The following is a 14081-nucleotide window of genomic DNA, read 5'->3' as shown; positions in this document are numbered from 1 at the left end:
TCGTCGAGTCGAGTTGGTAGCTCTCTCGAAGAATCACGCGGTGACCGTCTTTCGTCCGGTTACGACACGCCGGTCATCGGATCCGATCCGGCTCGTACACCATCCTGATGGACGCAACCGCGTGTTCTGGCTCTGATCAAGGCGTTTGTCGAAGGCGGGCATCATGTCCGGCGACGGAACGGTCAGAGGTTCCGAGGCCGGCACGCCTCAGGGCGGCATATTCTCACCGTTGCTCGCCAACATCGCTCTGACGGTGTTGGACGCACATTTCGGTGCGAAATGGGACGCCCACGGCAGTTCCTACGGGCGCGAGGTGCACCGCAAACGCGGCGGCGCCACCTATCGGATCGTGCGGTATGCGGACGGTTTCTTCGATCATGGTGGTCGGAACCAAAGCGCATGCGGATGCACTCTGGGACGAAGTGGCGGACGTGATAGCCCCTTTGGGGCTGCGGCTGTCCGCCGAGAAGACCCGGGTATGCCACCTGGACGAGGGGGTCGACTTTCTGGGGTTCCGCATCCAGCGGCGTCGCAGGAAGGGCACGAACAAGATGAGTGTCTACACCTATCCGTCGAAGAAGGCGTTGCTTTCGATCATGCCCAAGGCGCGGGCGCTGACGAAGAAGCACGTCATCATGGTTTGGCTGATCTGCTCGGGCGTCTCAATCCGGTGCTTCGAGGATGGTGTGCGTATTTCCACCCGCGGTGTGTCGAAAGCAACCTTCGCCTATCTCGATGCCTTCGCCTGGCATCGGGTCACCCGATGGCTGCTCAAACGGCACAAACGGATCACGTGGGCGGATCTCTACCGACGGTTCCTGACCGGCAGGCCAGGTAATCGTCCGCAGGAGAACGGGATCGTCATGTTCGACACCACCACCGTTGCGGTTACTCGGTATCGGTGGCGAGCGAGCAACATCCCCACACCATGGTCCAACTCGGGAACGTCGGTTCCCGCCTGAGGGTGGCAGTCCGTGGAGCGCCGGATGCGATGAGAGTCGCACGTCCGGTGCGGAGGGCGGGCCGGGGAAACGGACCGGGGGTAATCCCGACACCGCGCCCCGGTCCCACCCCTACATCACCGGGGAGCAGAACAAGTCCGCGATCGTCACGCTCGTCGAACGCACGACCCGTTACGTGATGCTCGGGCACCTGCCCGACGGGGACCACCCTGCCGAGACGGTCCGTGATGTCCTTGTGACGCTGGTCGGCACGCTGCCGGTCCGTGTCGACGAGCGAATCGCCGGGTGGCCCTATCCGTTCTCGGGTAGGTCGCACGGCACCGCGTGGGCCGCAGCGTATCCGGGGTCGAGCGCCGACTTCACGAGGTGGAGCGATTCGGGTCGTACGAGGATCGTGGAGTGGTCGGCGGGCGAATCCGGGCAGCCGTCCTGAACCCACACGTTGTGGACCTCGGCGTCCGGTCCCGGGCGCAGGAACGAGCTCTCGGGCGGTGTGACGATCTGATCGTGGCGCGTCGCGATCGAGGTGTAGGTCACGCCGGGAAGCGTGTCGCCACCCTCGTTGAGATTGCTGAGCATGCGCGACCCGATCAGCTGCTGCTGCCCGGCCGCGCCGAGATTGCTCCCGCGGAACAGCAACTCGGCCAAGGCATCGTTGCCGTTCGTCACGCCGAGCACCGCGAGCACCGTGTACAGCTGCTGCAGGCCGTTGAAGGTGGTGCCGTGATTCGTCGCGCCCAACATGACGAGGTTCCGGACCCGGTTGCGGGAGGGATCCGTCGCGTCCGTCCCACCCTCGAACTTGAGGTACTGACGGGAGACGACACCGCCCTGCGAGTGGCCGACCAGATCCACCTGCTCGGAGCCGGTGTGCTCGCGAACGGCATCGACGAACGTTCCGAGTTCCACGGCGGACCGTTCGATGTCCGAGACACCCCAGACCGTGCGCTCGGGATCGAAGTATCCCTGCGCAGCGCCGTAGTTCAACGCGTACACGCAGTAGCCGAGCCGTGCGAGTTCGGGAGCGACGTAGACCCATGTGGGGTACATGCCCGTCCCGGTGCCGTGCACGAGGACGACCGGCCGGGGATGGTCCGGCGACGGGACGCAGCCGAGGTCGTTGGCTCCCTCGACCCCCTCACCCATCGTGCTCAGCAGGGTCGCGAGGGGGCTCCCCGGAGCGTCTGCCGAGGTGGGCAGGGGAGCCGGATCGGGCACGGTGATGGTAGGCGCCGGCGCGGCAGGGGCAGGATCGGCCGCCGATACCGCCGGGGTGGCGAACATCGACGACGCAAGGGCGAGGGCAGCAGTGGCTGTGGCTACGACGCTGCGACGCGCACGGATCATCGGTACTCCTCGACGAACATGGGGATCGTATGTTCGTGCTGGTTGGGGGATCGCCGAGTAGGATAGCAGCCCGTCGGGGGACGTTCCGGGCAGCGGAAGATCAATTCTGTTCGGCCGAGCGCCGGTAACCGACGACGGCGGGGACCACGAAGACCGCCACCATCCCCACCGACCACGCGACCGTCTTCAGGAAGGGCTCGGCGACAGGCCCTCCCATCGCCAGCGCGCGCATCGTGTCGATCGCGCAGGACATCGGCTGGTTCGCCACGACGGGTTGCAACCAGCTCGGATACGCCATGACCGGCACGAACCCCGAGTTGAAGAACATGAGCAGGGTGCACAAAATCGAGACGGTCTCGACCAGGGGCGTGCGCCCCGGCAGAGTCGCCAGAGCGGTCACCATCATCGCGAAGCCCAGACCGAAGATCAGTGGGACCACGAGGATGAGCAGGGTGGGACCGAGGCCCTGGGTGAACCGGAAGCCAAGCGCCATGCCGGCGGCGAAGATCACGAGAGAGGTGACGAACACGCGCACCATCTCGGCCATCAACCGGCCCACGAGCCCCGCCGAACGATGAACGGGCAGCGTGTGGAAGCGGCTCAGCAGGCCGGAATCACGTTCGGTGCGCAATCCCACCGCGCTGACCACCGAGCCGAACATTGCGCCGACGAGCACGATCATGGGGACGGTGCCGAAGATCGACGAATAGCCGGTCGCGGCGGTGATGCTGTCGCCGAGCACGATGCGGAACATCACCAGGGTGAGCGCCGGATAGATGAGCGCCTGGATCATCGTGGCGGGATCACGGGCCCATCTGAGCAGCAGTCGACCGCACTGCAGGCGGCTGTGCTCCCACAACGCACCGAGGGAACTCTCGCTGCGGATGCGATCCGGTTCGGGATAGGCGAAGGCGCGGCCCGGCGTCCCTGCCCGCTCTCGCGATCGGGCCCGCGCCCGCTGTGTCTCGACGGTCTCGCTCATCGATTCACTCCCGCCTCGTCGCGGCCCACACGGCGCCCGGGATGCAGATCACGGCCAGCCCGATCATCCAGAACAGGCTCGGCCGGAAGACTTCCCAGGTCACCCCGTCCTGGGCCATATCGCGCATCGCGAAGGAGAACTGCGAGATCGGCTGGTTGCGGACGAACGGTCTGATCCACTCGGGAAATCCCTCCTCGGGCACGAAACCGCACGAGAGCATCCCGAGGATCAGCTGCGGCAGGGTCAGCGCCTGCGCTGTCGCCTCGGGGCTCCGGGACAGACATCCGATCGCGTCGGCGCCCAGGCACAACAACAGGCTGATGATCAGTGCGGTCGCGCAGAACAACACTGCCTGCCCGGGGCCGGCGGAGAAACGGAAACCGATGAAATAACCGAATCCGATCGCGGCGGCCAAGGAGATGACCGACCGCACCATGCTCGCCGTCATCCGTGAGGCCAGGGGCGCCGCCGGGGCGACGGGCAGCGTCTGCAGACGCGAGGTCACGCCGGTCGTGCCCTCCTGCGCTGCCAGCTGCGCCGCCGAGATGGCGGTGAAGGCCATCGACTGCAGCACGATGATGGGCATCAGGAATTGCGCGTAGTCGATGCCCTGCAACTGCATGACGAATTTGAGCGGCAGATAGAAACCGAGACCGAAGACGAACGGTGCCAGGACCGCGAGGACCAGCTCGCCGTACCGCGCCATCGTGCGCAACGACCGGAGCGTCAGCACCCACCACTGCTCGACCCCCGACGGCGTGATCCGGCGGTGGACGCCTCCCCGGCGTGCGGGAAGGGTGGACGAGGAGTCGGTGAACGAGACCGTGGGGGTCTCCGTCCCGCGGACCGTCTCGTCGGTGCGGGCCGTCACGGCCGCTCACCTGCCGACGCAGGCTCCGCCCGCTCCGGGTCGGGAAGTGCTGCCGGGCCGCCGTCCGTGAGGCCACCGTCCGCCGGGTCGCTGCCGTCGGGAGCGGATGCGGAGTGCCTGGTGAGGCGGAGGAAGACGTCGTCGAGCGAAGGACGTCGCAGGCCGATGTCGGCGAGTTCGATGCCCAGGGGTTCGATGCGCCGCAGCACCTCGGTGAGGGTCGCGGCGCCGTCGGGCGCCGGGACGGACACCCGATCCGTGTCGGGGACCGTGCCCACGAGCACGTCCTGGGGGAGGAGACCGTCCAGGACGTGCAGGATCTCGGGGATCGCCCGCGGGTCCACCGGAACGATCTCGCAGTGGGTGCCACCGGCGGAGGACTTCAGCTGGTTCGCGCTGCCCTCCGCGATCACGGTGCCCTTGTCGATGACGATGATGTTGTCGCTCAGCACGTCGGCCTCTTCGAGGTACTGCGTGGTCAGCAGCACCGTGATGCCCTGCTCCTTGAGCGCTGCCACCAGCGACCACACACCCTGCCGGCTGCGCGGGTCGAGACCGGTGGTCGGCTCGTCGAGGAAGACCACCTTGGGCCGGACCACGAGGCCGCACGCGATGTCGACCCGTCGACGCATACCGCCGGAGTAGCCCTTCACTGGACGGCGACCGGCGTCGACGAGATCGAACTCCCGGAGCAGCTCGTCGGCGCGTCGGGTAGCGGACTTCTTGTCCAGGCCCATCAGGCGCCCGAACAGGATCAGGTTCTCCCGGCCGGTGAGAGTGTCGTCGAGTGCTGCGAACTGGCCGGTCATCATGATCGAACGCCGGACCGCCGCGGCGTCGGCGACCACGTCGTGCCCGGCGACCACGGCGCGACCCGAGGTGGGGCGCAACAGCGTCGACAGCACCTTGACCATCGTGGTCTTGCCGGCGCCGTTGGGGCCGAGGATGCCGAGGACACGGCCCGGCGGTGCAGAGAAGCTGATCCCGTCGAGTGCGTGGACGTCGCCGAACGACTTGTGGACGTCCTCCACGAGAACTGCCTGGTCGTGATCGCTCACATCACACCCCGCCGTAGATCTCGGTCCCCGTCGGGGACGGGTCGGTCCGTCACCGTCGGAATCGTACCGGGGCGAACGGTCCCGGGAGGGGCGGACGGACATGCGCGTCGGCGCCGACGCCCTGCCCCTTGGGGTGTCCACGCCGGCCGGTCAGGACCAGACGCCGAGATCGTCGAGGTGTTCGACGAGTCGATGGGCCCCGTCGGTGAAGTGTTCGCGCGTCTCGCGTCCGGCGGCCTCGACGTCACCGGTGCGCAACGCCTGCAGCAACCGTTCGTGCGAGGCGACCGCATCCGTCCCCCAGCTGCGCGCCTTCTCCTAGTACATGATCCGCCTTGTCACTTCACGGTCTCGGTAGCATCACAGCCGGAGGTGACATGTGGCACACCTACCGTGCCCTAACCTGGCTCGCAACGCACTGGATGGTTTGGTTGGCGGGTGAGCACCGGAGTATCACGCCGACGGTTACTGGGAGGGGCCGCCGGCGGATTGTTCGCGTGGGGTGCGACCGCGGGGAGCGGTCGTGCGGCTCCGCCACGCAGGCTTCCTCCACCCGACACCGTCACCGATCCCGCGAGGATGAGTGCGGTCGAGGCGGCAGCGCTGCTGCACGCCGGCGAACTGCACCCGCGCGAACTGCTCGATGCCTGTCTGGACCGCACGCGCTCGTACGACGGAGCGATCGGTGCGTGGATCCGGCTCTACCCCGAAGTGGCCTACGCGGCGGCCGAGGCGGCGGGGGAGCGGCTCGCCCGTGCGCGCCGCGATCGGACCCCGGCGCCGCTCGTGTGCGGGCTCCCGATCGCTCTCAAGGACATCTTCGCGGTGTCCGGACTTCCGCTCACCGCGTCGAGTCGCGTCCTCGAGGGCAACATCGCGGCCGGCCACTCGGGTGTGTGGCGTCGACTCGAGGACGCCGGTGCGGTGCTCATGGGGCACGCGCACACCGACGAGTTCGCGATCGGTGTCGCCACCCCTCAGGTGGGCAATCCGTGGAACACCGAGATGTCGCCCGGCGGATCGTCCGGCGGCAGCGCGGCCGTGCTCGCCGCGCGGTTCGCGCCCCTCGCGATCGGTAGCGACACCGGCGGTTCGGTCCGGTTCCCGGCGAGCGCCTGCGGTGTCTCGTCGATCAAGCCGACCTACGGGCGCATCACCTCGCACGGCATGATCCCGCTGACCTGGACCCGCGACCACGTGGGTCCGATGGGCCGCAGCGTCGCCGACGCGTCCCTGATGATGACCGTGCTCGCGGGCGCGGATCCGGCCGACCCGATCACGGCACTCGGCCCCGACGTTCCCGAGGGCGGTTATCCCGTGACGGCCGTCGGGGGAGCGAGTCCCCTCGCCGGCGTGCGGATCGGACTGCCCGTGAACACGAATCCCGCACCCCCCGAGGCGGTGCAGCGCGTCGTCGACGACGCGGCACGGGTGGCGGAATCGCTCGGTGCGGTCACGGTCCCGGTGACGATGCCGTCCCTGCCGGAATCCCTCGCGACCGGCGACCAGGTCGAGATGGGTGCCTACCACCAGCAGTTCACCGACCGGCTCGGCCTGTATCGCCCCGAGAACGCGGTGGCCGCAGGCACGGCAGTGGCCTCGCTGGCCGTGCCGGTAGGCGACTACCTCACCTTCGAACGCGACCGCCTGCGCTACCAGAGCGACTACAACCGGATGTTCGTCGACCAGGATCTCGACGCGATCATGCTGCCCGGCGCCTCCGTCGACGGCGCACGGCGCCAGGAGTTCCTCGGCATCAGCGTCACGGCCGGAGTGACGGGTCCCGTGCGCTGGGCGAACTACTCCGGTGCCCCCGTGGTGACGCTGCCCGCCGGGTACTCCACCGCGACAGGGATGCCGGTCGGTGTGCAGCTCGGCGCGCGGCCGTGGCAGGACGAACGTCTCATCGGCATCGGGCTCGAACTGCAGGAGGCGCTGCCGGTCTGGCGTGACGAGCCGCAACTCGTCGCCGCCGGCGCGCGGGTCCCCGAGGTGGCGCAGGTGCCGCCGGGTCCCGGCCCCGACCCGACGAATACGATCGGGGCGGCCGCTCCGGTTCGGACCCTGCCGATGAACCCCATCGGCTAGGCTCGACCACGCGGACCCCACCGCGCGGCGTATCGCCGAGGTGCAGATCACGCACCGTCGTGAGTTGAACTCTCGGCCGTGCTCCTGCATACTGGTCGGGTTGCCTTGACCGGGCCATGGATGTTTCGCGGCTCGGAACGGGAAAGACGTGACAGTCGCGGATCGAGCCTCACGGCCTGGTCGCGGCCACATGCAAGACGGAAGCAGTACCCCTGTGTGCTCCTGCGGAGCGCAGCCGGTTCCGTTCCTTGCGGTGTCGAAGCCTTCGAGTATCGACGCCGGGGAATGAGCGGCGGGCCGACACGCCCGACCGCGTGGACCGGAGAACAATGACAGATGAACAGCGGCAAGCGGATCGGATACGTCCGGCTCGCACTGTGTTTCGAGTGCTGTTCTCGGTCGCCGTTCCCTGGGGAACTGTGCAGACGAGGTGGTTTCCGGCTCCGCCGGGGATCACGAAACGCGGCAAGAAAAGGACACTAAGCGTGGCGGGACAGAAGATCCGCATCAGGCTCAAGGCCTATGACCACGAGGCGATCGACGCATCTGCGCGCAAGATCGTCGAGACGGTGACCCGTACGGGTGCCCGCGTGGTCGGCCCGGTGCCGTTGCCCACTGAAAAGAACGTGTACTGCGTCATCCGCTCGCCGCACAAGTACAAGGACTCGCGCGAGCACTTCGAGATGCGGACGCACAAGCGGCTCATCGACATCCTCGACCCGACGCCGAAGACCGTCGACGCGCTCATGCGCATCGATCTCCCGGCGAGTGTCGACGTCAACATTCAGTGACATTCGATTACAGCGAGCTTGTGAAAGACGCAGCGGAGACAACACATGACTAACCAGATCAAGGGAATCCTGGGCACCAAGCTCGGCATGACCCAGGTCTTCGACGAGAACAACCGGGTCGTCCCGGTCACCGTCGTCAAGGCCGGACCGAACGTGGTCACGCAGATCCGCACCGAGGAGCGCGACGGCTACAACGCCGTGCAGCTCGCCTACGGTGCCATCGCGCCGCGCAAGGTCAACAAGCCGGTTCGCGGCCAGTTCGAGAAGGCCGGCGTCACGCCGCGCCGTCACCTGGTCGAGCTCCGGATCGAGGACGCCTCCGAGTACGAGGTCGGCCAGGAACTCACCGCAGAGGTGTTCGAGGACGGCGCCTACGTCGACGTCACCGGCACCTCGAAGGGCAAGGGCTTCGCCGGCACCATGAAGCGTCACGGCTTCGCCGGCCAGGGTGCGTCGCACGGTACGCAGGCCGTGCACCGTCGTCCGGGCTCCATCGGTGGTTGCGCCACCCCGGGCCGCGTGTTCAAGGGCACGCGCATGTCCGGCCGTATGGGCTCCGACCGCATCACGACGCAGAACCTCTCGGTCCACAAGGTGGACGCCGAGAACGGTCTGCTGCTGATCAAGGGCGCGATCCCGGGTCGCAAGGGCGGCCTCGTGATCGTCAAGACCGCAGTGAAGGGTGGTGCACGGGCATGACCAGCACCGAGACCGCAACCAAGCTGACCCTGGACGTCAAGGCCCCCGGTGGCCAGACCTCCGGCTCCGTCGATCTCCCCGCCGAGATCTTCGACGCTCCCGCGAACATCGCGCTGCTGCACCAGGTCGTCACCGCGCAGCTCGCCGCGGCCCGCCAGGGAACGCACGCCACCAAGACCCGCGGCGACGTCCGCGGCGGTGGCAAGAAGCCGTACCGCCAGAAGGGCACCGGCCGCGCACGTCAGGGCTCGACCCGTGCGCCGCAGTTCGCCGGCGGTGGCACCGTCCACGGCCCGCAGCCGCGCGACTACAGCCAGCGCACCCCCAAGAAGATGAAGGCCGCCGCCCTGCGCGGAGCCCTCTCCGACCGGGCGCGCAACGAGCGCATCCACGTGATCACCGAACTCGTCGCGGGTCAGACCCCGTCGACGAAGAGTGCTCGCACGTTCCTGGGCGAGATCAGCGACCGCAAGAAGGTCCTGCTCGTCGTCGGCCGTGAAGACGTGGCGGCGTGGAAGTCGGTTCAGAACCTTCCCAACGTTCACGCGCTCGCCCCGGATCAGCTGAACACCTACGACGTGCTCTACAGCGATGACGTCGTGTTCAGCGTCGAGGCGCTCAACACGTTCATCCACGGGCCGGCCGAGTCCGGCCAGGAAGTGAAGGAGGAGAGCAAGTGAGCACGATCGCCGATCCTCGCGACATCCTGCTGGCTCCCGTCGTCTCCGAGAAGTCCTACGGGCTGATGGAAGAGGGCACCTACACCTTTCTGGTCCACCCGGACTCGAACAAGACGCAGATCAAGATTGCCGTCGAGAAGGTCTTCGGCGTCAAGGTGAGCAGCGTCAACACCGCCAACCGTCAGGGCAAGCGCAAGCGGACCCGGTTCGGTTACGGCAAGCGCAAGAACACCAAGCGCGCGCTCGTGACCCTCACGGCCGACAGCAAGCCCATCGAGATCTTCGGAGGCCCGGTCGCCTAGCGATCGGAACTCTCGAGAGATAGAGGACGAGAAGACTCATGGCAATCCGTAAGTACAAGCCGACTACGCCGGGCCGTCGTGGCGCCAGCGTGGCGGACTTCGCCGAGATCACTCGGTCGACGCCCGAGAAGTCGCTGGTGCGCCCGCTGCACGGTCGCGGTGGACGTAACGCGCACGGCCGCATCACCACCCGTCACAAGGGTGGCGGACACAAGCGCGCCTACCGCCTGATCGATTTCCGTCGCAACGACAAGGACGGCGTGCCGGCCAAGGTCGCTCACATCGAGTACGACCCCAACCGCACCGCGCGCATCGCGCTGCTCCACTACGTGGACGGCGAGAAGCGCTACATCATCGCCCCCAAGGGCCTCGTGCAGGGTGCTCCGGTCGAGTCGGGCCCCAACGCCGACATCAAGCCCGGCAACAACCTGCCGCTGCGCAACATCCCGACGGGTACGACCATCCACGCGGTCGAGCTGCGTCCGGGTGGCGGCGCCAAGATGGCCCGCTCCGCCGGTGCGAGCATTCAGCTCCTCGGTAAGGAAGGCACCTACGCCACGCTGCGTATGCCCTCCGGCGAGATCCGCCGCGTCGACGTGCGCTGCCGCGCCACCGTCGGCGAGGTCGGCAACGCCGAGCAGTCGAACATCAACTGGGGCAAGGCCGGCCGTATGCGCTGGAAGGGCAAGCGCCCGACCGTCCGTGGTGTCGTGATGAACCCGGTCGACCACCCGCACGGTGGTGGCGAGGGCAAGACCTCGGGTGGTCGCCACCCGGTCAGCCCGTGGGGCAAGCCCGAGGGCCGCACCCGCAAGAACAAGGCGTCCGACAAGCTCATCGTCCGTCGTCGCCGTACCGGCAAGAAGCGCTAGTCAAGGAGGGAGTTAGAGAATGCCACGCAGCCTCAAGAAGGGCCCGTTCGTCGACGACCACCTCCTGGCGAAGGTGGACACGCAGAACGAGAAGGGCACCAAGCAGGTCATCAAGACCTGGTCGCGCCGTTCCACGATTCTGCCCGACTTCATCGGTCATACGTTCGCTGTCCACGATGGACGCAAGCACGTGCCGGTGTTCGTCTCGGAGTCCATGGTCGGTCACAAGCTCGGTGAGTTCGCGCCGACCCGTACGTTCAAGGGCCACATCAAGGACGACCGGAAGAGCAAGCGTCGATGAGCACTGAAACCACCACCAACAGCGCTCGGGCTGTTGCGCGCCACGTGCGCGTGACCCCGATGAAGGCGCGCCGCGTCGTCGACATCGTTCGCGGTAAGTCCGTCGAGGAGGCCCTGGCCATCCTCAAGTTCGCGCCGCAGGCCGCGGCCGAGCCGGTCGCCAAGGTGATCGCGTCGGCCGCTGCGAACGCGCAGAACAACTACAACCTCGACCCCAGCACGCTCGTCGTCGCGACTGCGTACGTGGACGAGGGTGCGACCCTGAAGCGGTTCCAGCCGCGTGCCCAGGGCCGTGCGTTCCGCATCCGCAAGCGGTCGAGCCACATCACCGTGATCGTGGAAAGCGTCGGGTCGGCCTCGACTCGTAACCGCCGGAAGGGAGCTCAGTAGTGGGCCAGAAGATCAACCCGCACGGCTTCCGTCTGGGCGTCACCACCGACTGGAAGTCTCGTTGGTACGCGGACAAGCAGTACGCGGACTACGTCAAGGAAGATGTCGCGATCCGCAAGTTCCTGGCCTCCGGCCTCGAGCGCGCCGGCATCGCGAAGGTCGAGATCGAGCGCACCCGCGACCGTGTGCGTGTGGACATCCACACCGCTCGTCCGGGCATCGTCATCGGACGCCGCGGCGCCGAGGCCGATCGCATCCGCGCCGAGCTCGAGAAGCTGACCGGTAAGCAGGTCCAGCTGAACATCCTCGAGGTCAAGAACTCGGAGTCCGAGGCTCAGCTCGTGGCGCAGGGCGTCGCCGAGCAGCTCTCGAACCGTGTTGCCTTCCGTCGTGCGATGCGCAAGGCCATCCAGTCGGCCATGCGTCAGCCGAACGTCAAGGGCATCCGCGTGCAGTGCTCGGGCCGCCTCGGTGGCGCCGAGATGTCGCGTTCGGAGTTCTACCGCGAAGGTCGCGTCCCGCTGCACACGCTGCGCGCGGACATCGACTACGGCCTCTACGAGGCACGGACCACCTTCGGCCGCATCGGCGTGAAGGTCTGGATCTACAAGGGCGACATCGTCGGTGGCCGTCGTGAGCTCGCTGCTGCTGCAGCTGCTCCCGCCGACCGGCCGCGTCGTGAGCGTCCGAGCCGCCCGCGTCGTTCCGGCGCGTCGGGCACCACCGCGACGAGCACCGAGGCCGGCCGCGCCGCATCGAGCGACGCCCCTGCCTCGACCGAGAACAAGGAGGGCTGACGCAATGTTGATCCCCCGGCGGGTCAAACACCGCAAGCAGCACCATCCGAGCCGTACGGGTGCCGCCAAGGGCGGAACCCAGGTGGCCTTCGGTGACTACGGCATCCAGGCTCTCGAGCCGGCCTACATCACCAACCGGCAGATCGAGTCCGCTCGTATCGCCATGACCCGGCACATCAAGCGTGGCGGCAAGATCTGGATCAACATCTTCCCGGATCGCCCCCTCACCAAGAAGCCTGCCGAGACCCGCATGGGTTCCGGTAAGGGTTCGCCGGAGTGGTGGGTCGCGAACGTCAAGCCCGGTCGCGTGCTGTTCGAGATGAGCTACCCCAACGAGGAGATTGCGCGCGAGGCCCTGCGTCGCGCGATGCACAAGCTCCCCTGCAAGTGCCGCATCGTGACGAGGGAGGAGCAGTTCTGATGGCTACCGGTACCCCCGCCGCGGAACTCCGCGAGCTGAGCGACGAAGAGCTGACCGACAAGCTCCGCGAAGCCAAGGAAGAGCTGTTCAACCTCCGCTTCCAGATGGCCACCGGTCAGCTGGACAACAACCGTCGGCTCCGCGTCGTGCGCAACGAGATCGCCCGTATCTACACGGTGCTGCGCGAGCGCGAGCTCGGACTGGCCACCGGCCCGAATGCGGGTGACGTGGCATGAGTGAGGAAAAGGCAGTGAGCAACCAGGAACAGCGCGCGAGCCGCAAGGTCCGCATCGGTTACGTCGTCTCGGACAAGATGGAGAAGACCATCGTCGTCGAGCTCGAGGACCGTGTGAAGCACCCGCTGTACGGCAAGATCATCCGCCGTACGACCAAGGTGAAGGCGCACGACGAGAACGGTCTGGCCGGCATCGGCGACCGCGTGCAGCTGATGGAGACCCGTCCGCTGTCCGCGTCGAAGCGCTGGCGTCTGGTCGAGGTGCTCGAGAAGGCCAAGTAAGGCCTCCTCGTCCTCGACAGGACCGAGAACATGCAGCACCCCACCACCCGCACCGCGGGTGGTGGGGTGCTGTGCGTCCGGTAGTAGGTGCAGCCCTCGCGTGGGGGACGGTGGACGTCGCTGCGACACGCCCGGTGCCGGGGTGGGGAGTGACATCACAATTCGCGAATTTGCCCTGCGTACGGTATATGGCCTACTCTGGACGGGTTGCTTACAGGACCCGTGTGTGATTCGCACGTGCGCTGCAAGCAGCCGACGACCGCGTACGTCCAGGTCGGAAATCTGACGTACACACCAATCCAGGTCAAGGAGAAGTCAGTGATCCAGCAGGAGTCGCGACTGCGCGTCGCCGACAACACGGGTGCCAAGGAGATCCTCTGCATCCGCGTTCTCGGTGGCTCGTCCCGTCGCTACGCCGGAATCGGTGACGTCATCGTCGCCACCGTCAAGGACGCGATCCCCGGCGGCAACGTCAAGCGTGGCGATGTCGTCAAGGCCGTGATCGTGCGCACCGCCAAGGAGCGCCGCCGTCCGGACGGTTCCTACATCAAGTTCGACGAGAACGCTGCCGTCATCATCAAGGGCGACAACGATCCTCGCGGCACCCGCATCTTCGGACCCGTCGGTCGCGAGCTCCGCGACAAGCGGTTCATGAAGATCGTCTCGCTCGCTCCGGAGGTGCTGTGATGAAGGTGCACAAGGGTGACACCGTGCTCGTCATCTCGGGCAAGGACAAGGGCGCCAAGGGCAAGGTCATCGCGGCCTACCCGGCGACCGGCAAGGTCCTCGTCGAGGGCGTGAACCGTATCAAGAAGCACACCGCCGTCTCTGCGAACGAGCGTGGCGCCTCCTCCGGCGGCATCGTGACGCAGGAGGCCCCGATCCACGTTTCCAACGTTGCGGTCGTCGACTCGGACGGAAACCCCACCCGCGTGGGCTACCGCACCGATGAGGAAACCGGCAAGCGCGTTCGGATTTCCCGGAAGAACGGGAAGGACCTCTGA

19 protein-coding genes and 2 pseudogenes are annotated in these 14081 nt (G+C 67.1%); 16 read left to right on the top strand and 5 right to left on the bottom strand.

What is annotated here, in order from left to right:
• The first annotated feature begins 163 nt into the window (after positions 1-163).
• Complete coding sequence (locus K3M35_RS19505; protein WP_374107777.1) at positions 164-838, top strand: group II intron maturase-specific domain-containing protein; 675 nt, start codon at positions 164-166, stop codon at positions 836-838.
• 254 nt (positions 839-1092) lie between these two features.
• A pseudogene (locus K3M35_RS19500) lies at positions 1093-1221 on the top strand (IS30 family transposase); the annotation flags it as partial.
• 32 nt (positions 1222-1253) lie between these two features.
• On the opposite strand, the gene K3M35_RS19495 reads toward K3M35_RS19500, so the two are convergent.
• From K3M35_RS19495 to K3M35_RS19475, 5 genes and pseudogenes are all read right to left on the bottom strand, one after another.
• Positions 1254-2309 (bottom strand): triacylglycerol lipase, encoded by a 1056-nt coding sequence (locus tag K3M35_RS19495; protein WP_019288606.1) that lies wholly within the window; start codon positions 2307-2309, stop codon positions 1254-1256.
• Positions 2310-2409: 100 nt separating this feature from the next.
• Entirely contained in the window at positions 2410-3291 is an 882-nt protein-coding gene (locus K3M35_RS19490) for an ABC transporter permease (RefSeq protein WP_064060447.1), read from the bottom strand.
• Positions 3292-3295: 4 nt separating this feature from the next.
• Entirely contained in the window at positions 3296-4162 is an 867-nt protein-coding gene (locus K3M35_RS19485; RefSeq protein WP_019288604.1) for an ABC transporter permease, read from the bottom strand.
• Positions 4159-5220, bottom strand: a complete 1062-nt coding sequence (locus K3M35_RS19480; protein ID WP_220666895.1) for an ATP-binding cassette domain-containing protein — start codon at positions 5218-5220, stop codon at positions 4159-4161. Before K3M35_RS19480 ends, K3M35_RS19485 begins: the two co-directional genes overlap by 4 nt.
• A 150-nt stretch (positions 5221-5370) precedes the next feature.
• Positions 5371-5517: pseudogene (locus tag K3M35_RS19475) on the bottom strand (GntR family transcriptional regulator); the annotation flags it as partial.
• 282 nt (positions 5518-5799) lie between these two features.
• Here K3M35_RS19475 and K3M35_RS19470 point away from each other — a divergent pair.
• The 14 genes from K3M35_RS19470 to rplX all read left to right on the top strand — a co-directional run bounded on the left by K3M35_RS19470 (position 5800) and on the right by rplX (position 14081).
• Positions 5800-7308, top strand: coding sequence for an amidase (locus K3M35_RS19470; RefSeq protein ID WP_220666894.1), 1509 nt, complete (start codon positions 5800-5802; stop codon positions 7306-7308).
• Between the two features lie 485 nt (positions 7309-7793).
• A complete protein-coding gene (gene rpsJ, locus K3M35_RS19465) occupies positions 7794-8099 on the top strand; it encodes a 30S ribosomal protein S10 (RefSeq protein ID WP_003938093.1) in 306 nt (101 codons plus the stop codon).
• A 45-nt stretch (positions 8100-8144) separates the two neighbouring features.
• Positions 8145-8798 carry a 50S ribosomal protein L3 gene (rplC, locus tag K3M35_RS19460; RefSeq protein ID WP_006554610.1) on the top strand — a complete coding sequence of 218 codons (654 nt, stop codon included), beginning with the start codon at positions 8145-8147 and terminating at the stop codon, positions 8796-8798.
• Entirely contained in the window at positions 8795-9478 is a 684-nt protein-coding gene (gene rplD, locus K3M35_RS19455) for a 50S ribosomal protein L4 (RefSeq protein ID WP_016694619.1), read from the top strand. The genes rplC and rplD overlap by 4 nt, the downstream gene beginning before the upstream one ends.
• Entirely contained in the window at positions 9475-9780 is a 306-nt protein-coding gene (rplW, locus tag K3M35_RS19450; RefSeq protein WP_006554608.1) for a 50S ribosomal protein L23, read from the top strand. Before rplD ends, rplW begins: the two co-directional genes overlap by 4 nt.
• A gap of 38 nt (positions 9781-9818) precedes the next feature.
• Entirely contained in the window at positions 9819-10652 is an 834-nt protein-coding gene (gene rplB / locus K3M35_RS19445) for a 50S ribosomal protein L2 (protein ID WP_024101620.1), read from the top strand.
• Positions 10653-10671: 19 nt separating this feature from the next.
• Positions 10672-10953, top strand: coding sequence for a 30S ribosomal protein S19 (gene rpsS, locus K3M35_RS19440; protein WP_003938088.1), 282 nt, complete (start codon positions 10672-10674; stop codon positions 10951-10953).
• Positions 10950-11342, top strand: a complete 393-nt coding sequence (gene rplV, locus K3M35_RS19435) for a 50S ribosomal protein L22 (RefSeq protein WP_006554606.1) — start codon at positions 10950-10952, stop codon at positions 11340-11342. The genes rpsS and rplV overlap by 4 nt, the downstream gene beginning before the upstream one ends.
• Positions 11342-12139 (top strand): 30S ribosomal protein S3, encoded by a 798-nt coding sequence (rpsC, locus tag K3M35_RS19430; RefSeq protein WP_006554605.1) that lies wholly within the window; start codon positions 11342-11344, stop codon positions 12137-12139. The genes rplV and rpsC overlap by 1 nt, the downstream gene beginning before the upstream one ends.
• 4 nt (positions 12140-12143) lie before the next feature.
• Entirely contained in the window at positions 12144-12560 is a 417-nt protein-coding gene (rplP, locus tag K3M35_RS19425) for a 50S ribosomal protein L16 (RefSeq protein WP_006554604.1), read from the top strand.
• On the top strand, positions 12560-12796 hold the full coding sequence (gene rpmC / locus K3M35_RS19420) for a 50S ribosomal protein L29 (RefSeq protein ID WP_006554603.1): 237 nt from the start codon (positions 12560-12562) through the stop codon (positions 12794-12796). Before rplP ends, rpmC begins: the two co-directional genes overlap by 1 nt.
• The gene (gene rpsQ, locus K3M35_RS19415; protein ID WP_024101619.1) at positions 12793-13077 is read left to right on the top strand and encodes a 30S ribosomal protein S17; all 285 of its coding nucleotides are present in this window, start codon (positions 12793-12795) and stop codon (positions 13075-13077) included. Before rpmC ends, rpsQ begins: the two co-directional genes overlap by 4 nt.
• 318 nt (positions 13078-13395) lie before the next feature.
• Complete coding sequence (gene rplN / locus K3M35_RS19410) at positions 13396-13764, top strand: 50S ribosomal protein L14 (RefSeq protein ID WP_006554601.1); 369 nt, start codon at positions 13396-13398, stop codon at positions 13762-13764.
• Positions 13764-14081 carry a 50S ribosomal protein L24 gene (gene rplX, locus K3M35_RS19405; protein ID WP_006554600.1) on the top strand — a complete coding sequence of 106 codons (318 nt, stop codon included), beginning with the start codon at positions 13764-13766 and terminating at the stop codon, positions 14079-14081. The genes rplN and rplX overlap by 1 nt, the downstream gene beginning before the upstream one ends.

Origin of the sequence: Rhodococcus sp. DMU2021 (assembly GCF_019641445.1) — a bacterium.
GTDB lineage: Bacteria > Actinomycetota > Actinomycetes > Mycobacteriales > Mycobacteriaceae > Rhodococcus > Rhodococcus pyridinivorans.
The sequence above is the reverse complement of the archived record's forward strand: the minus strand, read 5'-3'. Positions and strand labels throughout refer to the sequence as shown.